This window comes from Nostoc sp. PCC 7107 (assembly GCF_000316625.1).
Lineage (GTDB): Bacteria > Cyanobacteriota > Cyanobacteriia > Cyanobacteriales > Nostocaceae > Nostoc_B.
The window spans coordinates 1,673,462-1,692,102 of record NC_019676.1; the positions used below are offsets into that span (position 1 = coordinate 1,673,462).

Genomic DNA, 18,641 nt, shown 5'->3' on the forward strand with positions numbered 1-18,641 from the left:
CAATAGTCATTTGTTATTTTTCACCTTGCCTCTTGGTTAAGCTGCTGCATCAACTGGCGTGAAGGATGCAGGATCATCGGTCTTGACTTTGAAGATCGAAACTTCTTGACGTAAGCCACGGGAAACTTGATTAAGTTGGGCGATCGCCTGATTAATTTCCCTGAGTGAATCAGTAGTCTGGACTGAGGTACTACTTAACTGCACCATTGCCTCACTAATTTGTTGCGCTCCTAGTGACTGCATTTCCATCCCTTGATTTACAGATGCAAAATAAGGATTTAAATCTTGTACTTGCTGGATAATTTGCCCAATCTGCATACTAATATTGCTGACATCTGTCACACTCCGCCCAACTTCCGCTGCAAATTTGTCCATTTCCATCACCCCTGTCGATACAGAAGATTGCATCTGTTTGACCATCTGTTCTATGTCCAGAGTGGAAACTGCTGTTTGGTCTGCTAATCTGCGAATTTCTCTGGCGACTACGGCAAAACCTAAGCCATATTCTCCGGCTTTTTCCGCTTCGATAGCGGCGTTTAACGATAACAAGTTTGTTTGGTCGGCAACTTTGGTAATTGTCAGGACTATATTGTTGATGTTGTTCGCTTTTTCGCTGATCATGCCCAATCTGTTGGCAATTGTATTTGTTGCTTCTGCCAATTGACGCATACTAGTTTCCATTCGCAGCAAATCTTTTTGGCTGATGTTGGCGGCGCTAGTTGTCGTTTGTGACATTGTGACCACTTGTTCCATTGTGTTGACTAGTTCTTTGGACGTGGCGGCTATTTCTTTGGCTGTGGCTGTGACTTGATTTGTTGATGCTACTTGTTCTGTCAGTGTTGCTTCTAATTGTTTCCCAGACGCGGCTATTTGCGTGGCTGAGATGGTAACTTGAATACCTGAGCTTTGGACTTGACGAATTAAACTACTCAATTTCTGCGTCATCGTTTTTAGTGCCGCCATCAACTTACCAATCTCGTCATCAGCAGTGATTTCCACATTACTAGTAAAATCACCCGCAGCCACTCGGTCTGCTAAATGAAATGCAGTTTGCAAAGCCCGCGCCAACGCTCGGCTAGGAATGAGAATAATCCCTAAACAAACAGCAATGGTGACAATCACAATACAAAAGAAATTTCCCCAATTCACAAAGACTGCAAAGTTTTGAATTTGATTAGCTTGCTTTTTGCGTTCTGCTAAACTTTGGTCTTCTACCTCTAACATGACATTCATTTTTTCCCTGATTTCATCCATGATTTTTTTGCCTTTATCTGACAAAATCACAGTTAATAATTCTTGTTCTTGACCAACTTGCTTCATATTGATAGTTGTTTCCAATTCATCTACTTTGGCTTGGCTTAATTTTTTAATTTCTCCAAGAGTTTTAATTTGTGCTGAATTGTCAGAAATTTTGTTGTTGATTTCCAAAAATGTATTTTTTAATTTTGTTTTTGCTAAATTAAATGGTTCTAAATACCTTTTTTCTTTTGTAATGATGAATCCCCGTTGACCAGTTTCAGCATCAATTAAAGATTTTTCGAGTTCTTTTAACTGGGTTTTAATTGCATAAGTATGATTAACCCACTTATTAGACTCTATGAGAGAATTGGTAGTTGAGTTAGAAATATAGCTGGCAAAACCGGTTAACCCAACAATAATTGCACAGCCAACGATCACAAATTGATTAATTTTAATATTTTGTGGCATATTATCTTATTTTAATATTTGTGTTTATTGAAATAGCTGTTAATACCTAATAAATAAAAGTCATCATTTATGGGTTTGAGTTTGCCACAAAATTTGAACCTAAGCGAATTAGCCATTAATAGCCTTTCTGGAGTCAGATTGACATCCGTATTTGAGGATGATTATTTTGAAATTACGATAAAGTCGGCTCAACAATATTATTGTTAACTTTGAAGATCGAAACTTCTTGACGTAAGCCACGGGAAACTTGATTAAGTTGAGCGATCGCCTGATTAATTTCCCTGAGTGAATCAGTAGTCTGGACTGAGGTACTACTTAACTGCACCATTGCCTCACTAATTTGTTGCGCTCCTAGTGACTGCATTTCCATCCCTTGATTTACCGCTGCAAAACGTGGGTTTAGCTCCTGTACTTGCTGGATAATTTGCCCAATCTGCATACTAATATTGCTGACATCTGTCACACTCCGCCCAACTTCCGCTGCAAATTTGTCCATTTCCATCACCCCTGTCGATACAGAAGATTGCATCTGTTTGACCATCTGTTCTATGTCCAGAGTGGAAACTGCTGTTTGGTCTGCTAATCTGCGAATTTCTCTGGCGACTACGGCAAAACCTAAGCCATATTCTCCGGCTTTTTCCGCTTCGATAGCGGCGTTTAACGATAACAAGTTTGTTTGGTCGGCAACTTTGGTAATTGTCAGGACTATATTGTTGATGTTGTTCACTTTTTCGCTGATCATGCCCAATTTGTTGGCAATTGTATTTGTTGCTTCTGCCAATTGACGCATACTAGTTTCCATTCGCAGCAAATCTTTTTGGCTGGTGTTGGCGGCGCTAGTTGTCGTTTGTGACATTGTGACCACTTGTTCCATTGTGTTGACTAGTTCTTTGGACGTGGCGGCTATTTCTTTGGCTGTGGCTGTGACTTGATTTGTTGATGCTACTTGTTCTGTCAGTGTTGCTTCTAATTGTTTCCCAGACGCGGCTATTTGCGTGGCTGAGGTGGTCACTTGAATACCTGAGCTTTGGACTTGACGAATCAAGGTATTTAGCTTTTGCAGCATAGTCTTAAAAGATGCCAATATTTGCCCAATTTCATCTTTACTATTAAAGTCACTTTCAGCTAACGAGGAAGTTAAATCACCAGCAGAAATCTGATTTGCTACAGTTACAGCAGTTTCAACTCTGTTGCCTAAAGACTTAGAAATTAATAAAGTGACAAAAACGGCGATCGCCACAGTCGAAAGTGTTACTAACACCGCTAATAAGCTCATCAAGTTGAGCATTAATTTTGTCCCTTCAATCTTTTGTCCCATCATTTCCTTTTGTCGATTGGCAAACTCCTCATTTATTTGACGAAACCTATCTGCCATATCTTTGGACTTTTTGAGATATTGATTAATTAAATCTTTATTTTTCTCGAAGTTTGGAGTTGTAATTGTCATTTTAACTAAAGCATCAAATTCCTCCAACATATTTTGCATTACTTGCAATCTTTGATTCTGTAATTCATCTTCAATCACATTAGATGAGCGATTGAAACCATCTTGAAAACTTTTGTAAAAAATTCTGTATCTCTCCAGTGCATCCTGATGCTTTTGCGGATCAAATAAATATCTCCGAATTGCCAAATTCATATTAGATATGCTCAAAGCCATATCATTTGTGCCGATAATTGCTTCGTTTGACCTTCCCACTTGTCTATAGATGATTCTTGTCTGATTGCTAGTAGCATAAACTATGACGCTAAACACAAAAATCAACACTGTGGGTACACAAAATCCTAATAATGTTCTGTCTTTGAGTTTCCAATTATCTAACATTTTTAGTTTTTTAGGTTTAATAATGATGAAGTGTAAGCTTAATAATATGAATAAATTTTCTAGTCTAAAATATTTTTTAGGACTTACGCAAAAAACCTCTCAAACTCTCATTCCTCTGTGTCCTCTGCGTCTCTGTGGTTCGTTATTCCGTAACTTGTGCGTAAGTCCTATTTTTATTAGACTCCTATTAAAACTATCAAAGCTCACAAATACTAAAATTCCCAAATTCAAATCCAAAGTAACAATTAATATATTTAAATTTTGCTAAAGTTTATTAATTTACTTAAATAAAGGTAAATTTTTCTCAATTTAATTCGATGGCAGTCAGATCTTATACAGTGTAGGTTAAGCTAATTTTTTTAACGTTGTAATCTGTAGATGCGCTGCCAAAGTAAACTAGCACCAGCCCTATCTCCCTGCTGTTCTTTGAGTAATGCTAAATGAGTTAATGCTGCTTCGTGATTAGGTTGTAGATAAATTGCTTTCTGAAAAGATTGTACAGCCCGCTCATTTTGTCTCATTGCTTGCTGCACTTCACCAAGCAGAACATAAGCCTCAGTATTCATTTGATTTTGATTGAGGTAGTCATTGCATAGTTTTACTGCATCCTCTAAGCGACCTTGATTAGCCGCAGTTTTAGCTACGTCTAATAAGTTGCTGTTGAAGTTGTTTGCTAATATTGGTTTCTGGGAAGAAATTTCTTCCTTGTTCTTGATCGGAAATTCAGTAGTGTTTTGGGTTGCTAACTGAGGACGAATTGTTGATTGATAATTAGTATAATTTTCCTGAATAAAATTTTGAGGGTTAATTAACTTTTGATAGGCGATCGCTGAAAAATGCCGCACAGGTACCAACTGAGTTTTCATCAGCAATGCCGCTTCCGCAGCGGCAACAAATAATAATCCGCCTGCAACTATTAATTTTTCTAAAATGTCAATAGTTTGTGCTTTAGTCTGGTGATCAAAGTAAATTAATAAGTTACGACAAAAAACTATATCATAAACCTGTGTATTACCTAAAAAATGAGTATCTGCTAAATTGCCCTTGATAAAATTGACAGAACTTTTAACTGAGTTTTGTAGATAAGATTCTGAATTAATTGATTGAAAATAGCGCTCATAAAACTCAAAATTACTACTACGAAATGAGTGTTTATCGTAAATTGCTTTTTTGGCTTTTAACAAGCACTGTTGACTAATATCAACAGCATCTATATGAAATTGAGCAGATGTTAATCCAGCTTCTAGAAGAGCGATCGCAATTGAGTATGGTTCTTCACCTGTGGCGCAAGGTACACTCAAAACCCGCAAAACTTTTTGGGAGTTTTGCGGCAGCCATTCTGATAATACATAACTTTTGAGCAACGCAAATGATTCCGGCTCCCGAAAAAACCAAGTTTCTGGTACAGTTACGCTATCAATTAGTGCTTGCCATTCTTGCGGAGAATCTTGCAAATATCTTAAATAGCTGGACATCTGCGATATGTTACAGTCTGCCATTCTTTGATTAACAGCACTAGCGATCGCAGCAGAACCAATTGAGTTAACATCCAAACCAATTTTGCTTCTCAGTAAAGCTTCGATGACAGATTGTGCCATTATTACTGTCTTTCAACTAATCTAAATAACTGTGTTTAAAAGATTTTCTGACAAGAAATTAATTTGCTCTGTTTCAGATAACAAGTTTTCAATTTGAATGCAATGAATTATCCCTTGTTTATCTAAGAGGATCTTGCCTAAGTATGGCGCTGCATCTATGTGAATGTGAGAATCAACCAACTCACTTTCAGATTTGTGCAATGTTTCTACAACTTGTTCTGCCATCAAACCTAAAACATTTTGAGTATGATTACCTCTACAATAGTTAACTAAGATAATTCGCGTACTCAAGTTATTGCTACAAGGTTTACTCCGTATCAATTGGCATAAATCGAGGACTGGTACAATGCGACCACGGTAGTTAAATACACCAGCTATATGTTCTGGTGTATGTGGCAAAGTTTTGAGCAAAACCATTGGTAGAACTTCGATTACCTCTTGAGAAGTGATCGCATATCTCTCATTACCAATTTTGAAAAGTAACATGAGCATAGATATATTTCTTTATGTTACTTACTCAAGTTACCCATTTTATGCACTAAACGAACTTAATTTTGACATTTACTCAAGCTTGATTTTCTATAATTTATCCATTTATCTACTCACTCTGCAAAGAAAATGGTTTCGTTGCGGGGTTGTTCACCGCCGATGCGTTCGATTTTATCAAAGCAGCAAGCGCAGAGAAAGTAAAAGCGGATGCTGTCGGTGTCTGGTTTAATTAGTTTGTGCAAGCGCGATCGCAATTTCGCATACTGAGTTTCGGTCAGCTGGCACTCAAACACACTATACTGCACCCACTGTCCATAAGATTTGAGTATTTTGTGAATTTTAGTGCGGCGTTTGTCCTCTGGAACATCGTAAGATACAACGACTTTCTTTTTTAACTTTTCTGTCATTTTTTTCTTGAGCGTTGTTGAATTTTTGTCTCACCCAGAGGCGCAGAGGAAGAGTAAGAGTTATTTCAAAACCAGTGGCGGATATTTCTCTGTTTCACCCATGAGATATTTCGCCAATAGTCGCCCTTGGAGTTCAAAGGCTTCTTGATAAGTGCATTTGCGCCACATAACGGGATGTTTAAATTCGGATTGTTTTTTCTGTTGATATAAGCGCAAGAATGTTTTACGTCCTTCGGGTGTGAGGGAAACTGCACCGCTTAAGGGTTCAGTGATAAAGTCTGCGGGTGTTAGCAGTTGCTTGTTTAAAGTAGATAAAACTACTGCATCTACCACAAGCGGACGAAATTCTTCCATTAAGTCTAATGCGAGAGAGGGTCTTCCATAGCGATCGCAATGCAGATATCCTAAATATGGATCAAACCCAACTATATTAATCGCCCCTTGCACATCATGGCGCAATAATGAATAACCAAAGCTGAGTAAGGAATTCACCGGATCTGTTGGCGGACGGCGCAGGCGGTGAGAGAATTGAAATTCTACGTTGCGAATTAGTTCGTTAAAACAACCAAAATAAGCTGCACTTCCCGCACCTTCTAAACCACGCAGTGAGTTGATATTGTGAGTTGTGTCAATTGGTGCGATCGCTTGTTCTAATTGTGTAATCTTTTTAGATAAATCTATATCTGAAGATTCGCGCTGACGACGGGTGAGAATCTGACGATAATTTTTCAATTTACCACGGACAAATCCTTGGACAACATGAATCGCCTGGGGTGATTCTCCGGCGGCTTGCCATTGGGCTTTGCGAACAAATATATTTTTAGTTACTTCTGGTTCTATGCGTCCTAAATAACGACCATTTTCTGTGAGGAATGTTAGGGGAATACTGCGTTGTAGCAGTTCAGAAATCACAGCAGGCGAAACGGTCGCGCGTCCTAAAATTACTACGCCATCTATTTTGATGAGTGGTACATCTAAAATTATCTTTTTCTCGAATTTGACGCTGAGACGTTCGTCAATTTTGCCAATGAAAGCATCTTCTTGGGAAATGTAAACTGTACCCATGATTGTTTCCTTATTAGAGGTGAAAGAAAGTTTTTTAACGCAGAGTTTCGCGGAGTTCTCGCAGAGTTACACAGAGTTATTGTTGCGTTCTTTTTTGTGCCTTTGCGTGAGGCTTAATAGTATTAGTATGAATTACAAATTAACTAGCTTCTTGATAGCGTTTTACTTTATCGGCTGATTGAGGGAGACATTGAGGAGATAAGCTGCATCCGTCACAGCGTTTGGTTTTGATTGCTTTGGGCATTGCGCCTGTAAACAATAGCATTTGTACGGCTTCAATTGTGGCGATCGCACTTTGGCGTAATTCATCGTTAATTTCTACTAGTTGACGTTGGTGTGAATGTGCGTAGTAAATATAGCCAGTGTTGATAGATTTCCCTGTCATTTCTTCTAAGCACAAAGCTTGAGCGCAGACTTGCAATTCATCATTATCCCATTCACCTTTGCGTCCGCGTTTGTATTCTACAGGGTAGCATTCACTGTTTTCTAATTCTATTAAATCGGCTTTACCAATAAGTTTATACTTGTCTGATTTCAACCAAATTGCCCGGATTTGCCAAGTTTCTTCTCGCTGTCCTTCACCTATAGTATGGACGCGATCGTGTAAAGTTGTACCTTCAATTGTGTATTGATTATCAACAAATTCTCCTGCACAAAACATCCGCCAGCAGCGATGCGAACAGTAGGCATATTGGTTTAATGCCGCAATTGGAATATATTCAATATCGTTCATAATTTATTTCACACTTCAGACTTTATACTTCATACTTTAAATTCGATGCACCATGCCTAAACCCATTGTTGTTTTACGTCCGACTCCTGCATATACAGCAAAGTTAGCTAAGGTGTTCAGTTGTTTAATTTGCATGGGTTCAGCTTCACCTAATATGCGATAATTAATTTCGCCAATAATGCCAATAAATTTGCTACGAGAGTCAGCTAATATTTCTGTATGAATGTTAATAAAAGACGGAAATATTGACTCAAGAGAAATTCCAGATAATTCTATCCCGCTATATTTATTCCACCGCGAAAGTAGGGAATTAAAAACACATTCTCTGGTAGGGAGAGTTGTATCAAAATGTCCTTGACGGAAGGCGGTGGGTGTGGCGAAGCTCAAGTTAAGAGAGCGTTCAGTTTTACTAGCTTCCTCGTACAATTGACTATAGGTGCAAGCATTTGCCCAAGGTTGCGTTGATTGGGGTGTGCCTTGAATACTGGTAATATACAAGTCAGCCGGGCCAAGATGCCAAGGGTGGCGAGGATTAAGATTGAGCCATAGTTGCGTTAGTTGACTAAACAGGGTGTCATCTAACAAGGAAACACGCCACCAGCAAGGAGTTCCGGCGGGAATGGGTTGTTGATGTTCCCAGCGTAGTTTAGATCCCCCTCTACCACCCTTCAAAAGGGGGGAGTTAGTGTTGTGATTAATTTGCAAAGGGGAGAGGGTAAAGGCTTTATCTGCGGTGGAATCGTGGAGGCGATCGCCTAATTGTCGATCTACAGAACTGACAAGGGTTAAAAATAAAGCGTGTAAATGTCTCCCCGTGAGATACTGCGGCGGAATTAGCGACTGAGGAAGGAGGTTAAGGACTAGGCTGTGCGGCATACTTTTTTTTCTTTGTGGTAGACTGAGCAACTCTGGACTCTATAGTAAACTCTGGTATATCTACGAGTTCAGTTTCACTCAAACTATACTGTTCACAAACAAGACTTAGGCGATTTCCTGGGGTTTTGACAGCATTAACCGAATGGGTTAAATCACCTTGAAAATAAACTAAAGTATTGAATTGGGGCTTAATTTGTCCAAGTTGGCGTTTGTGCGATCGCAATACCAGTTCTCCCCCTTCCATATCCGCAGGTACGCGCACATAGAGGACACTGACAACAGCAGGCGGTTCTATGGTTTTGGAGTAGGAACGCAAAGAGCGATCGATATGCGGATCGACGCGGGAGCCTTCTTTTAGTTGTAAAGGATTGAGGTAAAAAGCATTACAATTCGGCTGGAGAGCTAAATCGAGGTAAGGTTTGAAGTAGGGAAATTGCTGTTCTACTTTTGCTAATCCAGAACGCTGAAATACTACAGAAAATCCTTTAGTGGCGACAAAATCACGGTTGAGATTGTTGATAGCAAAGTAAGGACAAGCTTGGATTTCTCCCCATAAGTTGTTTAGGTAATCGCTGGGGAAGGCGTTGGTTTGTTGCTGGTAATGCTTCACTGGGGATGTGAGAAAAATATACTTATAAATCGATGTTCTACAAATTCTCGCACCAATAGTGCGAGAATTTAATTACTTATCACACAATAAAAACCTCATCATCTGGAAGACGTAATTGTTTAAACTTCATTGCCATTGTTAAAATTCCTGACAAGCCTGAAAAGAATCTATATTCTTTCTCCATATCATTGCAAACAATAGTTATTGGATAAGAAGTAATTCCTTGCTTGTTTAATTGAAAAATAACAGCAGCATTTGTTCGGGGACAAATAATTACTCCTGGTAAAAGATGCCTATTCAAAGCTTGTATTAGGGGTGTGGGTCGTATTGCTCCTCCTGCACTGCGGATAATTTGACAATTTTTAAAAGCCGTTAGTTTGTTCAACTCTGTACTGATAAATTCTTGCCAGTTATCAGTGTAGCGTAATTCAAAACTCAATTGATAAGTTTCAGTAGCGCGACTGGTGACTTCAATATAATCACCATTTTGGACAAATTCGTAATAGCGTAATAGGTGAAAAGGATCTAGTCTTGTTTCCTCCGATTCATCTAGAATCAAACCATGAGGGTCACGAATGGAAAGACTTTCAAACAGACTAGAACGAAAACTAAATAAAGGTGCATAACTTGTACTAAAAACTTCAGCAAATTCTTTTAACTCAGCTAGTGTCTCTTCATTTTTTTGAAATAAATCTATGTATTTGTCTAAAGTTGTACGTCCAGTTTGTAAGTCATCCCAATCTTCAGGAAATTTAGCTTTGATAAAGGTTCTGACAAAAGCCTGACCACCTTTGATATACTTCCAATCTTTTTTGATTTCTTTGAGAGATTTTTTCGCAATAGTTTCAGCGCCTCGTAAAAGTTTCATTCTATAGCGATAATCATCCCAAGTTCTGTTTCCTTCAAAAATAGATTTTAGAGTATTGAATAACTCCAAAATTAATTTTTCTTCAGCTAAACCTTCAAGCATTTCTTCCAATTCCAACAAGGGACGGGCAATTTCTAGAAATGCTTCTGAACGCCAGTAAGCTTTTAAAAAAGGCTTATCTAAACAGGGAAGTGTTTCAAGTAAGTCTTTTAGCGCTGTACGTCCCCCATTAGTATCTACAGAGGTCAAACCTTCTTCCCAGGCGTTAGCAGGTAAGTAAGCAATGGCTTCTGAATCAATATTAGTTTCAGATTTACCTAAAACACGCCCTACTCTACCAATTCTCTGCCAAAATGCGGCGCGATCGCGTGCTGAAAAAATCAACCAATCTAAATTTTGCCGTTTCGGTTCAGGATGTCTTTCAAAGTTAAATCCTACATCTACAGTGCTAGTAGCTAAAATGATTTGACACTGCATAGCCCTTTGTCTATCTTTTTTGGGTGCAGGGCCTGTAATGCGCCCGATGTCATCACCAAGTCCTTGTTGACGAAGTAAATCTGAGAGACGATTAATATTATCAAGAGAGTCAAGAATTACAGCACCATTTTCATCAGGTCTTTCTCGAAAACGTTGGACAACTTCTGCTGCTAACTCTGCTAACCACTCTTCCTTACTATCTGGTTTTGGTCTTAATTCCAGATTAACTGCTGTTTGTGATGGTAAAAGGTTATTATTACCAGCTTCTCCATCAATTCTTGCTATATTCACACCAGCCTGTTTTAAATTCTGCAATGCTAATTCACAAGCTGGTTCTGGTGTTGCTGTTAGCAAAACTATTTTACGCCCGTCTTGAAAAAAGCGGAAAACTTGAGAATAAGCGAGATAAAACAACATTCCTACTAGCTGCTTAGCATCGTAGAGGTGAAATTCATCAAAAATGACTGTCGAAAATTTGGTGTAAAAACTACTGGCGATATTACCTCTATCTAGGTTGTTATATGCAAAGAAAGTTGCATAGTAAAAGATATCAGGATTTGTGACTAAAATGATGGGTGTATTAGCCCCAACATCAGGAAAAACTGTAGCTGGATTCCGTAATACATTATAGAGCTTTTCCCCCGAACGACTGCCAACTTTATCGTTAAACCAGCTTTTAATGTCTTTAGCAGAAGCTGATTTGACTATATGAGGTAAGTTAGCTTCCCTAACAAACTTTTTTACTGCTTCTGTTTGCTGTTCAATTAAAGCATTAGTTGGAGCAATGTAAACAGCACTTTTATTTGGTTGATGTTTTAATACTGTTAGTCCTGCGTTGGTTTTACCTGTGCCAGTTGGTGCTAAATCAAGGATAATATCTGCATCCTTAGATTCTTCAAATACATCAACTTGATGTTGAAGTCCATTCTCCATAAAAGATAGTTCATCTGGCAAAGATGCACAAGCTGAAATACAGCGCGGTTCTAATCTGATAACTAATCTTTGATTACTCATTGTTACTTTCTCTACCGCAAAAATGTAACCCTGCTGGTACAATCATTTCTCCAACTTGCCAAGCAGCACCCCGAAAACGCAGATTTTTAATGATGGGTGCAGGAGGAATAGAAATTAAATCGAATGCTAAAGCCTCTATTTTCTGTGGTAAATCGGCAGCATTTAGATAATGTTGACTTTGATATTCACCTTCTGGTAGTAAAGTCACAGGAAATTCATTCAGCACATTCACCTTGACTTTACTCATGAATTTACCAAGGCGAATATAATTTGGTAATTGATTATTTCCAAATACCAAAGTTTGAAATTTGTTTCTGCGTTCAATCATCCGTAGTCTTCCAGTTTGCGGAAAATTACTTGGTCTAAATGAACTTGGTTTTTTCCCTTGACGTTGTAATGGTAAATCTTCCCGCGCCGTAGCAACACGGTTATTAGTCATTGCATACCAATAAGAATCAGAAAGAGCATTGAAACGTTCAAATCTGAATGTAACTCTACCTACTGGTGAAGCTGGTAAAATATAAAAATCCTGTGCTATTGGTTGGAAATCTTCTTTGTAGGTTGGTCGTCCTGTAGCCTGACCTTGGAGGCGATAGGGGGAATTTACCTTACCTAAAGCATAGGTAAGAGCATAATTCCCAATTACCCCCTCAGTGTAATAGGTATCAGACAACTCCCTAGAGGCAAAAAAGACTGGTTCAAGACAGTATAATTCAACAAGTTTTGCCTGCTGAAAAGGAATTGTTGACATAATCTAAATCTCTACTTCAACTGGTGTATTCTTGCCTTTCGCCTTAGCCTTTTTCTTCTCAGGTGCAACCTGACGGAACGATTCATAGGATTGCGTTAAACGCTTGAGAAAATTATCACGTTCAGCTTCTGACCAATTAGTTTCTACATCAGTCAGTAAATTAGCTAATTCTTCTTCAGATAGTTGCACAGAAACCCCTCTCTTATTTTTCCAATTAGCAATTACTTGTTTGCTTGCTGTAATTAATTGATTAATATTCAACGGATGTTCTAAAGGCTTACCTAAGACATCATAAGTAGCTTGTACAAGTTCCAGAGTACTAGGAAGTTCGGTAATACTACCAAATACACCTAATATCTCGTTTTCCATACGTCCAACACGACTGGAAACCGCACCATAACGACTTGTAAAAAGAATGTTACCGATGATATAGCGCAATTCATCCGCAGTTACATCTTTTAGGGTGACGACATCCAAAAAATGCACGCCTGGTTTGATGTATTCGCTAGTATTTAAAGCTGTTGATGCTTTCGTATCTTCATCTTTCTTTAACCGCATTGTGCCATTTTCGTAGATGGCGTTTATGGTGCGATCGCCTACAACATCACTAGCAGGTAAAATACTAAAAGCATCTTCAGTCCAAATGCGACTTTTTTGAGCGCCACCCCCACCAGCCGCGAAGCCGTAGAGGAAACAATCTACACACATTTCACAAGGTGCATTAGTGTTTAAAGAACAAAGAGAGCCATCTTTAATGTTGGTGTATAAAAGCTCATGCGCTCTTAAATGTTCTCGTCCGTAGCGTCTTTCTGGTGCTACTTGTTTACGCTTAGTCATTACCAAGCGTTGAATTATAGTTTTTTGATTTTCACCCTCTAAACCAGCTTGGACAAATTCGCTACACATTGGTTCACCTGAACCTTCTGTGCGAAAGATAGTTTCAGAATGGGTTGTTCTTAAAACAACTAAAGTGATAAAACGTCCTTTGGGGAAGTTCTCATAACTTGTTGCTAGTACCGAGGAAAGTTTTGAAATAGACATGATGAAAAACTCCTAATTATTTAAACAGTTGTAGTTGTTTCGACAGAATCATCTTCAGATTGACTCTTTAGTTGCTTACGTGCCTCTTCAAGGAAGAATAAATAAGCAGCTTCTAAAGTTTTTTGGTCAGATAAAAACTTTTCAGGACGTGCTGAATAAACCTCCTCATATAGTTTTCGTAATAGCTCGTAATAACGTTTCACCTGTTCATACTTTGTCGCACCTACACCATGCTCACGGATACGGTCTAAGCGAGTATGATATTGCTGTACTAAAGCAGCAAAAATTACATCTAAACCCAAATAAGGCTTTTGAGAACGAATAGCAGCAATAAAAGCTGTAAACGGTTCTGCTTGAGCAGTTCGTTTAAAAGAACTTCCCCAAATTTTTCCCTCTGCTGCAACTTGAGCAGCTTCTCGAAGATATTTAGTTAAGAGTAAGTTTTCATCCGGCATAAAGCTCTCCAGTAAAGTATTTAACGGCTCACAAATGCGACCCCAAATAATACTCAAGTTTGGTTCGTCTTGTTCTCGCAGAGTCCAACGTAACAAGACATAATAAAGTTCAATTGGTCTGACACAAGCACGAGCCAAATCATACAAACAATCATCAGCTTTCTGAATACTTGCAACAGATGTTGCTAGTTTGCCAATGCAACGTAGTCGCTCAAGAATTTTTTCTGCATCTTGGCGTTGCTGATATTGTCCATTTCCTAATAAAGTTTGCAGTGCAGAAGGAATTCCTTCTATTCGCCCGTAAACATCATTAGATAACTCAACTTCTAGATTGCTACTCAAGGTAAAAGGAAAGCCAATATCTAAAGACAAGGAAATTTCTAAAGCAAGCCTCAGTGATTTTAGTAAAGCTAAAGAATTATTAACATCTCCCCAAAGTAAAGGAATAATGACAGATGTATGAACAAAATCAGGACGTTTTGGTAATGCCAAACCAACTACTTTGTTAGCTTTAAATTCAAGCTGGTTATCTTTATATAATTTCAATTCATCAATAGTGACAGTACCACCTTCAGCATTTGTCGCTGCAAGTTGTTTTAAAAGTTCACGCCAAATTCTCAACAGTTCTGGAGCAGAACCTTTAGGTAATGCTAAGTGCAAATAAAGCGGGTCTTGTTTTTTAACAGCAGGAAAGTTTGCCCCAACTGCCATTAATTGGTAGGCTAAAGCTGCAATTGAATCTGCTTGTCTTTTCGGTTCAGCACTGATACCACCCGGTAAGCGATTAGAAAAAGCCTGTACTTTTGTACCAGGGGGCATATTATCTGAAATTAGCTCATCTATATCAGTAGAAGTAGAACCTAAAGAGCATCTTTGTCTGGGATTTGCTTCTACATAAGCATTTAAATCATCGGCTCCATTTAACCGAATAGCAAAAGGTAAATTTACCATTCGGCTAACGGCTGCAATCATTTCTTCAGATACTTCTGTTTCTTCAGATATTTGTGTACTTTCCTTTCTTAGTTGGAAAGATTCTTGTAGAGCTTCTTTAATACCCTGAATTCCCTTAACAGCAGCCTTAGCAGCAAATAAAGGTCGTCCATATTGACCATTAAATGGCTCAATTGCAGTACGCTGAAGTTGGGATATACCAGTATGATTAGCGATTTTATCCCAAACTTCTTTAGGGCTTAATCCGGCTTCTCTATAACTGAGGTAAGCTGCTTTTAAACCTTCAGATATAGCAAATTCTTCTGCATTACTTACAGGTAATAACTGAAGTTCAGTCGCTTTTATTAGTGCATCTGCACCAGCCGCTTCACCCCACTTAGTTACATCGTTAGCAATCTTGTCTGATTTATATCCAGCTTTTTTCCTTTCTAAAAGAGCTTCAACATTTACTAAAACTTCCTCAATGTTTTGTTGGATGGCTTGATGAGTAACTTTAATACCATCTTTAGTAGCTCTGACAAGTCTTTCGATATTATTGCCAAAAACTTGGTCAATTTTACTTTGCCAAACAGCAGCTATTTCTTTTGTAAAATCTACATTTGGTAAAGCTTCTCCTTCAAAAAGTTCGCCATCAGGGAAAATTGCTAAAGGATTTAACCCATACTTTTGTAAAACCTCTTCGCAAGCACCCAGCAACAGGGCTGTAATATAGCCTTTATCTTCAGAAATACTGATTCTAAAAAGGTTACAGCTTCGCCCAAAAGCAACGGTTAATTCTTTTTCCAGTTTGCGAAAACGTTGTGCATCTGGAATTCCTAAATCAAACAAGTCCGCAGCTGTAAGCATCGCCGCCCAACGTTCAATATTTGGGTCTTCTGGTAAAAATCTTGCTCCATCGCTGACGTTATGACCTGAATGGCGCTCAATTAGCTTTCTGACTAACTCCAAATCATCTTCTGAGATAACAAAGCTAAGTACACAAGCCTTTTCAAGTTGTTCTCGTAAAAATTCCTGATTTCTAGCCAGGGTTTTAACATTGCGTCCTTGGGTATCTAATTTATTGAGGTCATGTACAGCAGTTGCAGCTAGTAGCAAAGGTCTTTTATCTTCTGGGACTTCTGCTATTCGGCTGACTGTCAAAATGAACTGACACGCAGAATCGAGGTGTTCTGCAAGGGTCGTACCCTTTCTTACGCCGTATTGATGATGATGTGCATGATTTTCGTAAAGCTGGGGGCGGATTTCACTGAAATAAATCTCCTCCAAAGACTTTGGAGGATTATTCAAAAGCCGACTGCGCTTAATCATATTGAAAGATATAGATTTAATACCAAACTCAGTCTCACAAAGTGGTCAACAAACACCATAGTCTGTCTTAATTTATTGCGCCACTAGTACGAGTTTTTACTGAATGAATTTTCAAGCCCTATTTTCAGGTGGGCGAATTCTGACTCTATCTAATTCAGCAGTTACAATTGCACCAGAGAATAATTCATCTCCGTAAAGCTGAAGTACCCGCAAACAAACTATTGATTGTTCTTTGGTTGAGAGATTAACTAAGCGCAAGATACCACAGTGAGGATTTCCCCGCAGAATTGCTAACTCTCCAAAATCTTTATCAAGGGTGACTAAAATCCTACTTTCACGATAGGCGGTTGCTAAAATTTCCTCGTCACCTGGATCTTTTGGCCAATCTCCAGACCAAACTACATCATACCCGGCCGTTTGTAAATCGGTACGCACCCTAGCATTAATGCAAGTATCTAGCAATATTTTCACCTTGGGGACTCTATCAATAAAGGTTCAACCCGTTCATGACCAACTAACCTTCGTGCATAGACTAAACAGGCTTGTACATCTTCACGTTCTAACCAGGGATAAGCTTCTAGCAAAGTTTCAATAGTATCTCCTACTGCTAACATTCCTAAAATATGTTCAACAGCTAGACGACGACCTCGAATAATCGGTTTACCGCCAAAGATTTGGGGGTTAAATGTGATTCTTTCTAGTAATGTTTGTTCGTTCATGGTTTATACGATGACATCTAATACAAGGTTTACCGAAACAAATATTGGAGTCAAGGGAAATTCTGGACAGCAAATGATCATCGGTCATGGTCGTTGACCTCACTAGCCGCTTTTTCAGAAATGGGAGTAGTAGTAACTACCCCCGATAGTTTAGAAATACTGTTTATGCGATCGCTTTTGACTCTACTACTAGCCGCCACTCTCGTCGTTGGCCTTCAATACGACGCTCTTCAAAAATATAACCTCGTTTTCTCAGAACATACATGGTTGCAGAGAATCGATGGCTAATTTTCTTGACCAGTTCCTCGGTAGAGTACCAGGAACCATCTGACATAAGCCGAAGCATACGCTCTGGAAGGTTGTCTTTCATAAGAAATCACCTCAATCGGTTTGCGCCGAAAAAGTCGTGTTAGTGCTAACCTATGAGATACCACTCAACATAGGTGAACTGAAACGACTTTGTTTCGGTTCTCCTGAATATAACACAAAACTGTCTGTAGGAAAAAAATGATAAAGTTAGCCTCGTGAGCAAAAAAATATTCACCGAGCTTTTTGAGATGTATACTAAAGAAGCCTTGAGACTACACCCTAATCCCTAGCAGGGATTGAAATTGTAGAAAAGATGTGATCAAGGCGTTAACATAACTTCATGAATCCCTATCAGGGGTTGTAAGCCAGAGTATACCTCTGGCTTTTTTCGTACCTGCCTAGCGAGTAACATTGTGTTTTTTGGTATTGAAATTATTGATTAACTTGGTATACATATAAAATAGCTAGAAATACTATTTATGTCAATAGTGTAATTACAATTTATAAATGCCGAGAAAAAAAGAAACGATTACACTGTCAATTCCGCCGGGAACTAAGGAACAACTAGAAGCGATCGCTCGCCAACTCAATATAACTTGGGGCAAAGAACCGAGTATTTCGGGCTTAATAGTGGCGATTGCACAACAGTCTGTAGAGGTCGGAAAGCCTTTCACGCTTGACTCTAACCAAGTTAATGCCTTACAACAAGCGATTAAAGCTTTGAATGATGCAGGTCACATAGGAGAAGCGCAAACTGTACTTGCACTTTTACTAGAACGTGGCAATCTCGAAGCACCTCTTCGTCAATTGCTGATGAAACAACTTAGTCAACCTATCCAAGAGTGGCGAAATACGATAGAAGAACTAACTAAAGCCAAACAGCCTTTCTACCTTCTCTATTCCAACTCTCAAGGTCAGGAATTAGATTACAAAGTTCGTCACGCTGAGGTGCGCTTTTTTGAGAAACGCTTTTATCTCATGATTTGGTGCGAAGAGACAGCAGACGTAGAAAACGATATCCCAGAATTACCCGAACTTTGGCACAATCGTTGCTTAAGCTTTGAGCGAATTAAGTCTGTTGTACCTACTAGTGGTGATTGGCGGGGTGAACTTGACTATGTAAAAGTGCAATTACACTTTCGGGGTTGGCTAGCCAAAGCCTATCAACCCAAAGAAGATGATATTGAGGATGACATGATTAATAATGTGCGTCAGGTTGTGCGGCGAGTAGCTAACCCTTTCTGGCTGATTCGAGAAGTATCACGGTATTGGGAAGATTGCGTGATTGTATCACCTGAGAGTCTGCGCGATCGCCTCAAACAAAAACTCCTCACTTTATGCGATTTATATAATATCGAAACCAAGAGATTGTAGCACCAGAAAATGTGCGATCGCTTATCAAAGAAAAACTCAAAACCCTCTGCCAGCATTATGATTT

Annotated in this window: 17 protein-coding genes; 1 reads left to right on the plus strand and 16 read right to left on the minus strand. The window is 38.9% G+C overall.

Annotation, left to right across the window (positions count from 1 at the left end):
• Positions 1-36 precede the first annotated feature (36 nt).
• The 16 genes from NOS7107_RS07190 to NOS7107_RS07265 all read right to left on the minus strand — a co-directional run bounded on the left by NOS7107_RS07190 (position 37) and on the right by NOS7107_RS07265 (position 17,228).
• Positions 37-1,707 (minus strand): methyl-accepting chemotaxis protein, encoded by a 1,671-nt coding sequence (locus NOS7107_RS07190; RefSeq protein WP_015112316.1) that lies wholly within the window; start codon positions 1,705-1,707, stop codon positions 37-39.
• A 172-nt stretch (positions 1,708-1,879) separates the two neighbouring features.
• Positions 1,880-3,532 carry a methyl-accepting chemotaxis protein gene (locus tag NOS7107_RS07195; RefSeq protein WP_015112317.1) on the minus strand — a complete coding sequence of 551 codons (1,653 nt, stop codon included), beginning with the start codon at positions 3,530-3,532 and terminating at the stop codon, positions 1,880-1,882.
• 359 nt (positions 3,533-3,891) lie between these two features.
• Entirely contained in the window at positions 3,892-5,130 is a 1,239-nt protein-coding gene (locus tag NOS7107_RS07200; RefSeq protein WP_015112318.1) for a protein-glutamate O-methyltransferase CheR, read from the minus strand.
• A 21-nt stretch (positions 5,131-5,151) separates the two neighbouring features.
• On the minus strand, positions 5,152-5,616 hold the full coding sequence (locus NOS7107_RS07205) for a chemotaxis protein CheW (RefSeq protein WP_253274528.1): 465 nt from the start codon (positions 5,614-5,616) through the stop codon (positions 5,152-5,154).
• Positions 5,617-5,732: 116 nt separating this feature from the next.
• The gene (cas2, locus tag NOS7107_RS07210) at positions 5,733-6,026 is read right to left on the minus strand and encodes a CRISPR-associated endonuclease Cas2 (RefSeq protein WP_015112320.1); all 294 of its coding nucleotides are present in this window, start codon (positions 6,024-6,026) and stop codon (positions 5,733-5,735) included.
• A 60-nt stretch (positions 6,027-6,086) separates the two neighbouring features.
• Positions 6,087-7,091 carry a type I-D CRISPR-associated endonuclease Cas1d gene (gene cas1d, locus NOS7107_RS07215; RefSeq protein ID WP_015112321.1) on the minus strand — a complete coding sequence of 335 codons (1,005 nt, stop codon included), beginning with the start codon at positions 7,089-7,091 and terminating at the stop codon, positions 6,087-6,089.
• A gap of 139 nt (positions 7,092-7,230) precedes the next feature.
• Positions 7,231-7,824 (minus strand): CRISPR-associated protein Cas4, encoded by a 594-nt coding sequence (gene cas4, locus NOS7107_RS07220; RefSeq protein ID WP_015112322.1) that lies wholly within the window; start codon positions 7,822-7,824, stop codon positions 7,231-7,233.
• Positions 7,825-7,860: 36 nt separating this feature from the next.
• Positions 7,861-8,700, minus strand: a complete 840-nt coding sequence (cas6, locus tag NOS7107_RS07225; RefSeq protein WP_044499803.1) for a CRISPR-associated endoribonuclease Cas6 — start codon at positions 8,698-8,700, stop codon at positions 7,861-7,863.
• Positions 8,678-9,310, minus strand: a complete 633-nt coding sequence (locus NOS7107_RS07230; RefSeq protein WP_015112324.1) for a 2OG-Fe(II) oxygenase — start codon at positions 9,308-9,310, stop codon at positions 8,678-8,680. Before NOS7107_RS07230 ends, cas6 begins: the two co-directional genes overlap by 23 nt.
• 79 nt (positions 9,311-9,389) lie before the next feature.
• Complete coding sequence (gene cas3 / locus NOS7107_RS07235) at positions 9,390-11,669, minus strand: type I-D CRISPR-associated helicase Cas3' (RefSeq protein ID WP_015112325.1); 2,280 nt, start codon at positions 11,667-11,669, stop codon at positions 9,390-9,392.
• Positions 11,662-12,420: a type I-D CRISPR-associated protein Cas5/Csc1 gene (gene cas5d / locus NOS7107_RS07240; RefSeq protein WP_015112326.1), complete on the minus strand. Its 759-nt coding sequence runs from the start codon at positions 12,418-12,420 to the stop codon at positions 11,662-11,664. Before cas5d ends, cas3 begins: the two co-directional genes overlap by 8 nt.
• 3 nt (positions 12,421-12,423) lie before the next feature.
• Entirely contained in the window at positions 12,424-13,461 is a 1,038-nt protein-coding gene (gene cas7d, locus NOS7107_RS07245) for a type I-D CRISPR-associated protein Cas7/Csc2 (RefSeq protein WP_015112327.1), read from the minus strand.
• 20 nt (positions 13,462-13,481) lie between these two features.
• Entirely contained in the window at positions 13,482-16,154 is a 2,673-nt protein-coding gene (locus tag NOS7107_RS07250) for a CRISPR-associated protein Csc3 (RefSeq protein WP_253274529.1), read from the minus strand.
• Between the two features lie 132 nt (positions 16,155-16,286).
• The gene (locus NOS7107_RS07255; protein ID WP_015112329.1) at positions 16,287-16,646 is read right to left on the minus strand and encodes a DUF5615 family PIN-like protein; all 360 of its coding nucleotides are present in this window, start codon (positions 16,644-16,646) and stop codon (positions 16,287-16,289) included.
• Positions 16,643-16,894: a DUF433 domain-containing protein gene (locus tag NOS7107_RS07260; RefSeq protein ID WP_015112330.1), complete on the minus strand. Its 252-nt coding sequence runs from the start codon at positions 16,892-16,894 to the stop codon at positions 16,643-16,645. Before NOS7107_RS07260 ends, NOS7107_RS07255 begins: the two co-directional genes overlap by 4 nt.
• Positions 16,895-17,057: 163 nt before the next feature.
• A complete protein-coding gene (locus NOS7107_RS07265) occupies positions 17,058-17,228 on the minus strand; it encodes a hypothetical protein (RefSeq protein WP_253274530.1) in 171 nt (56 codons plus the stop codon).
• A 482-nt stretch (positions 17,229-17,710) separates the two neighbouring features.
• Here NOS7107_RS07265 and NOS7107_RS07270 point away from each other — a divergent pair, with 482 nt between their 5' ends.
• Positions 17,711-18,577, plus strand: coding sequence for a YafY family protein (locus NOS7107_RS07270; RefSeq protein ID WP_015112332.1), 867 nt, complete (start codon positions 17,711-17,713; stop codon positions 18,575-18,577).
• The last annotated feature ends 64 nt before the right edge of the window (positions 18,578-18,641 follow it).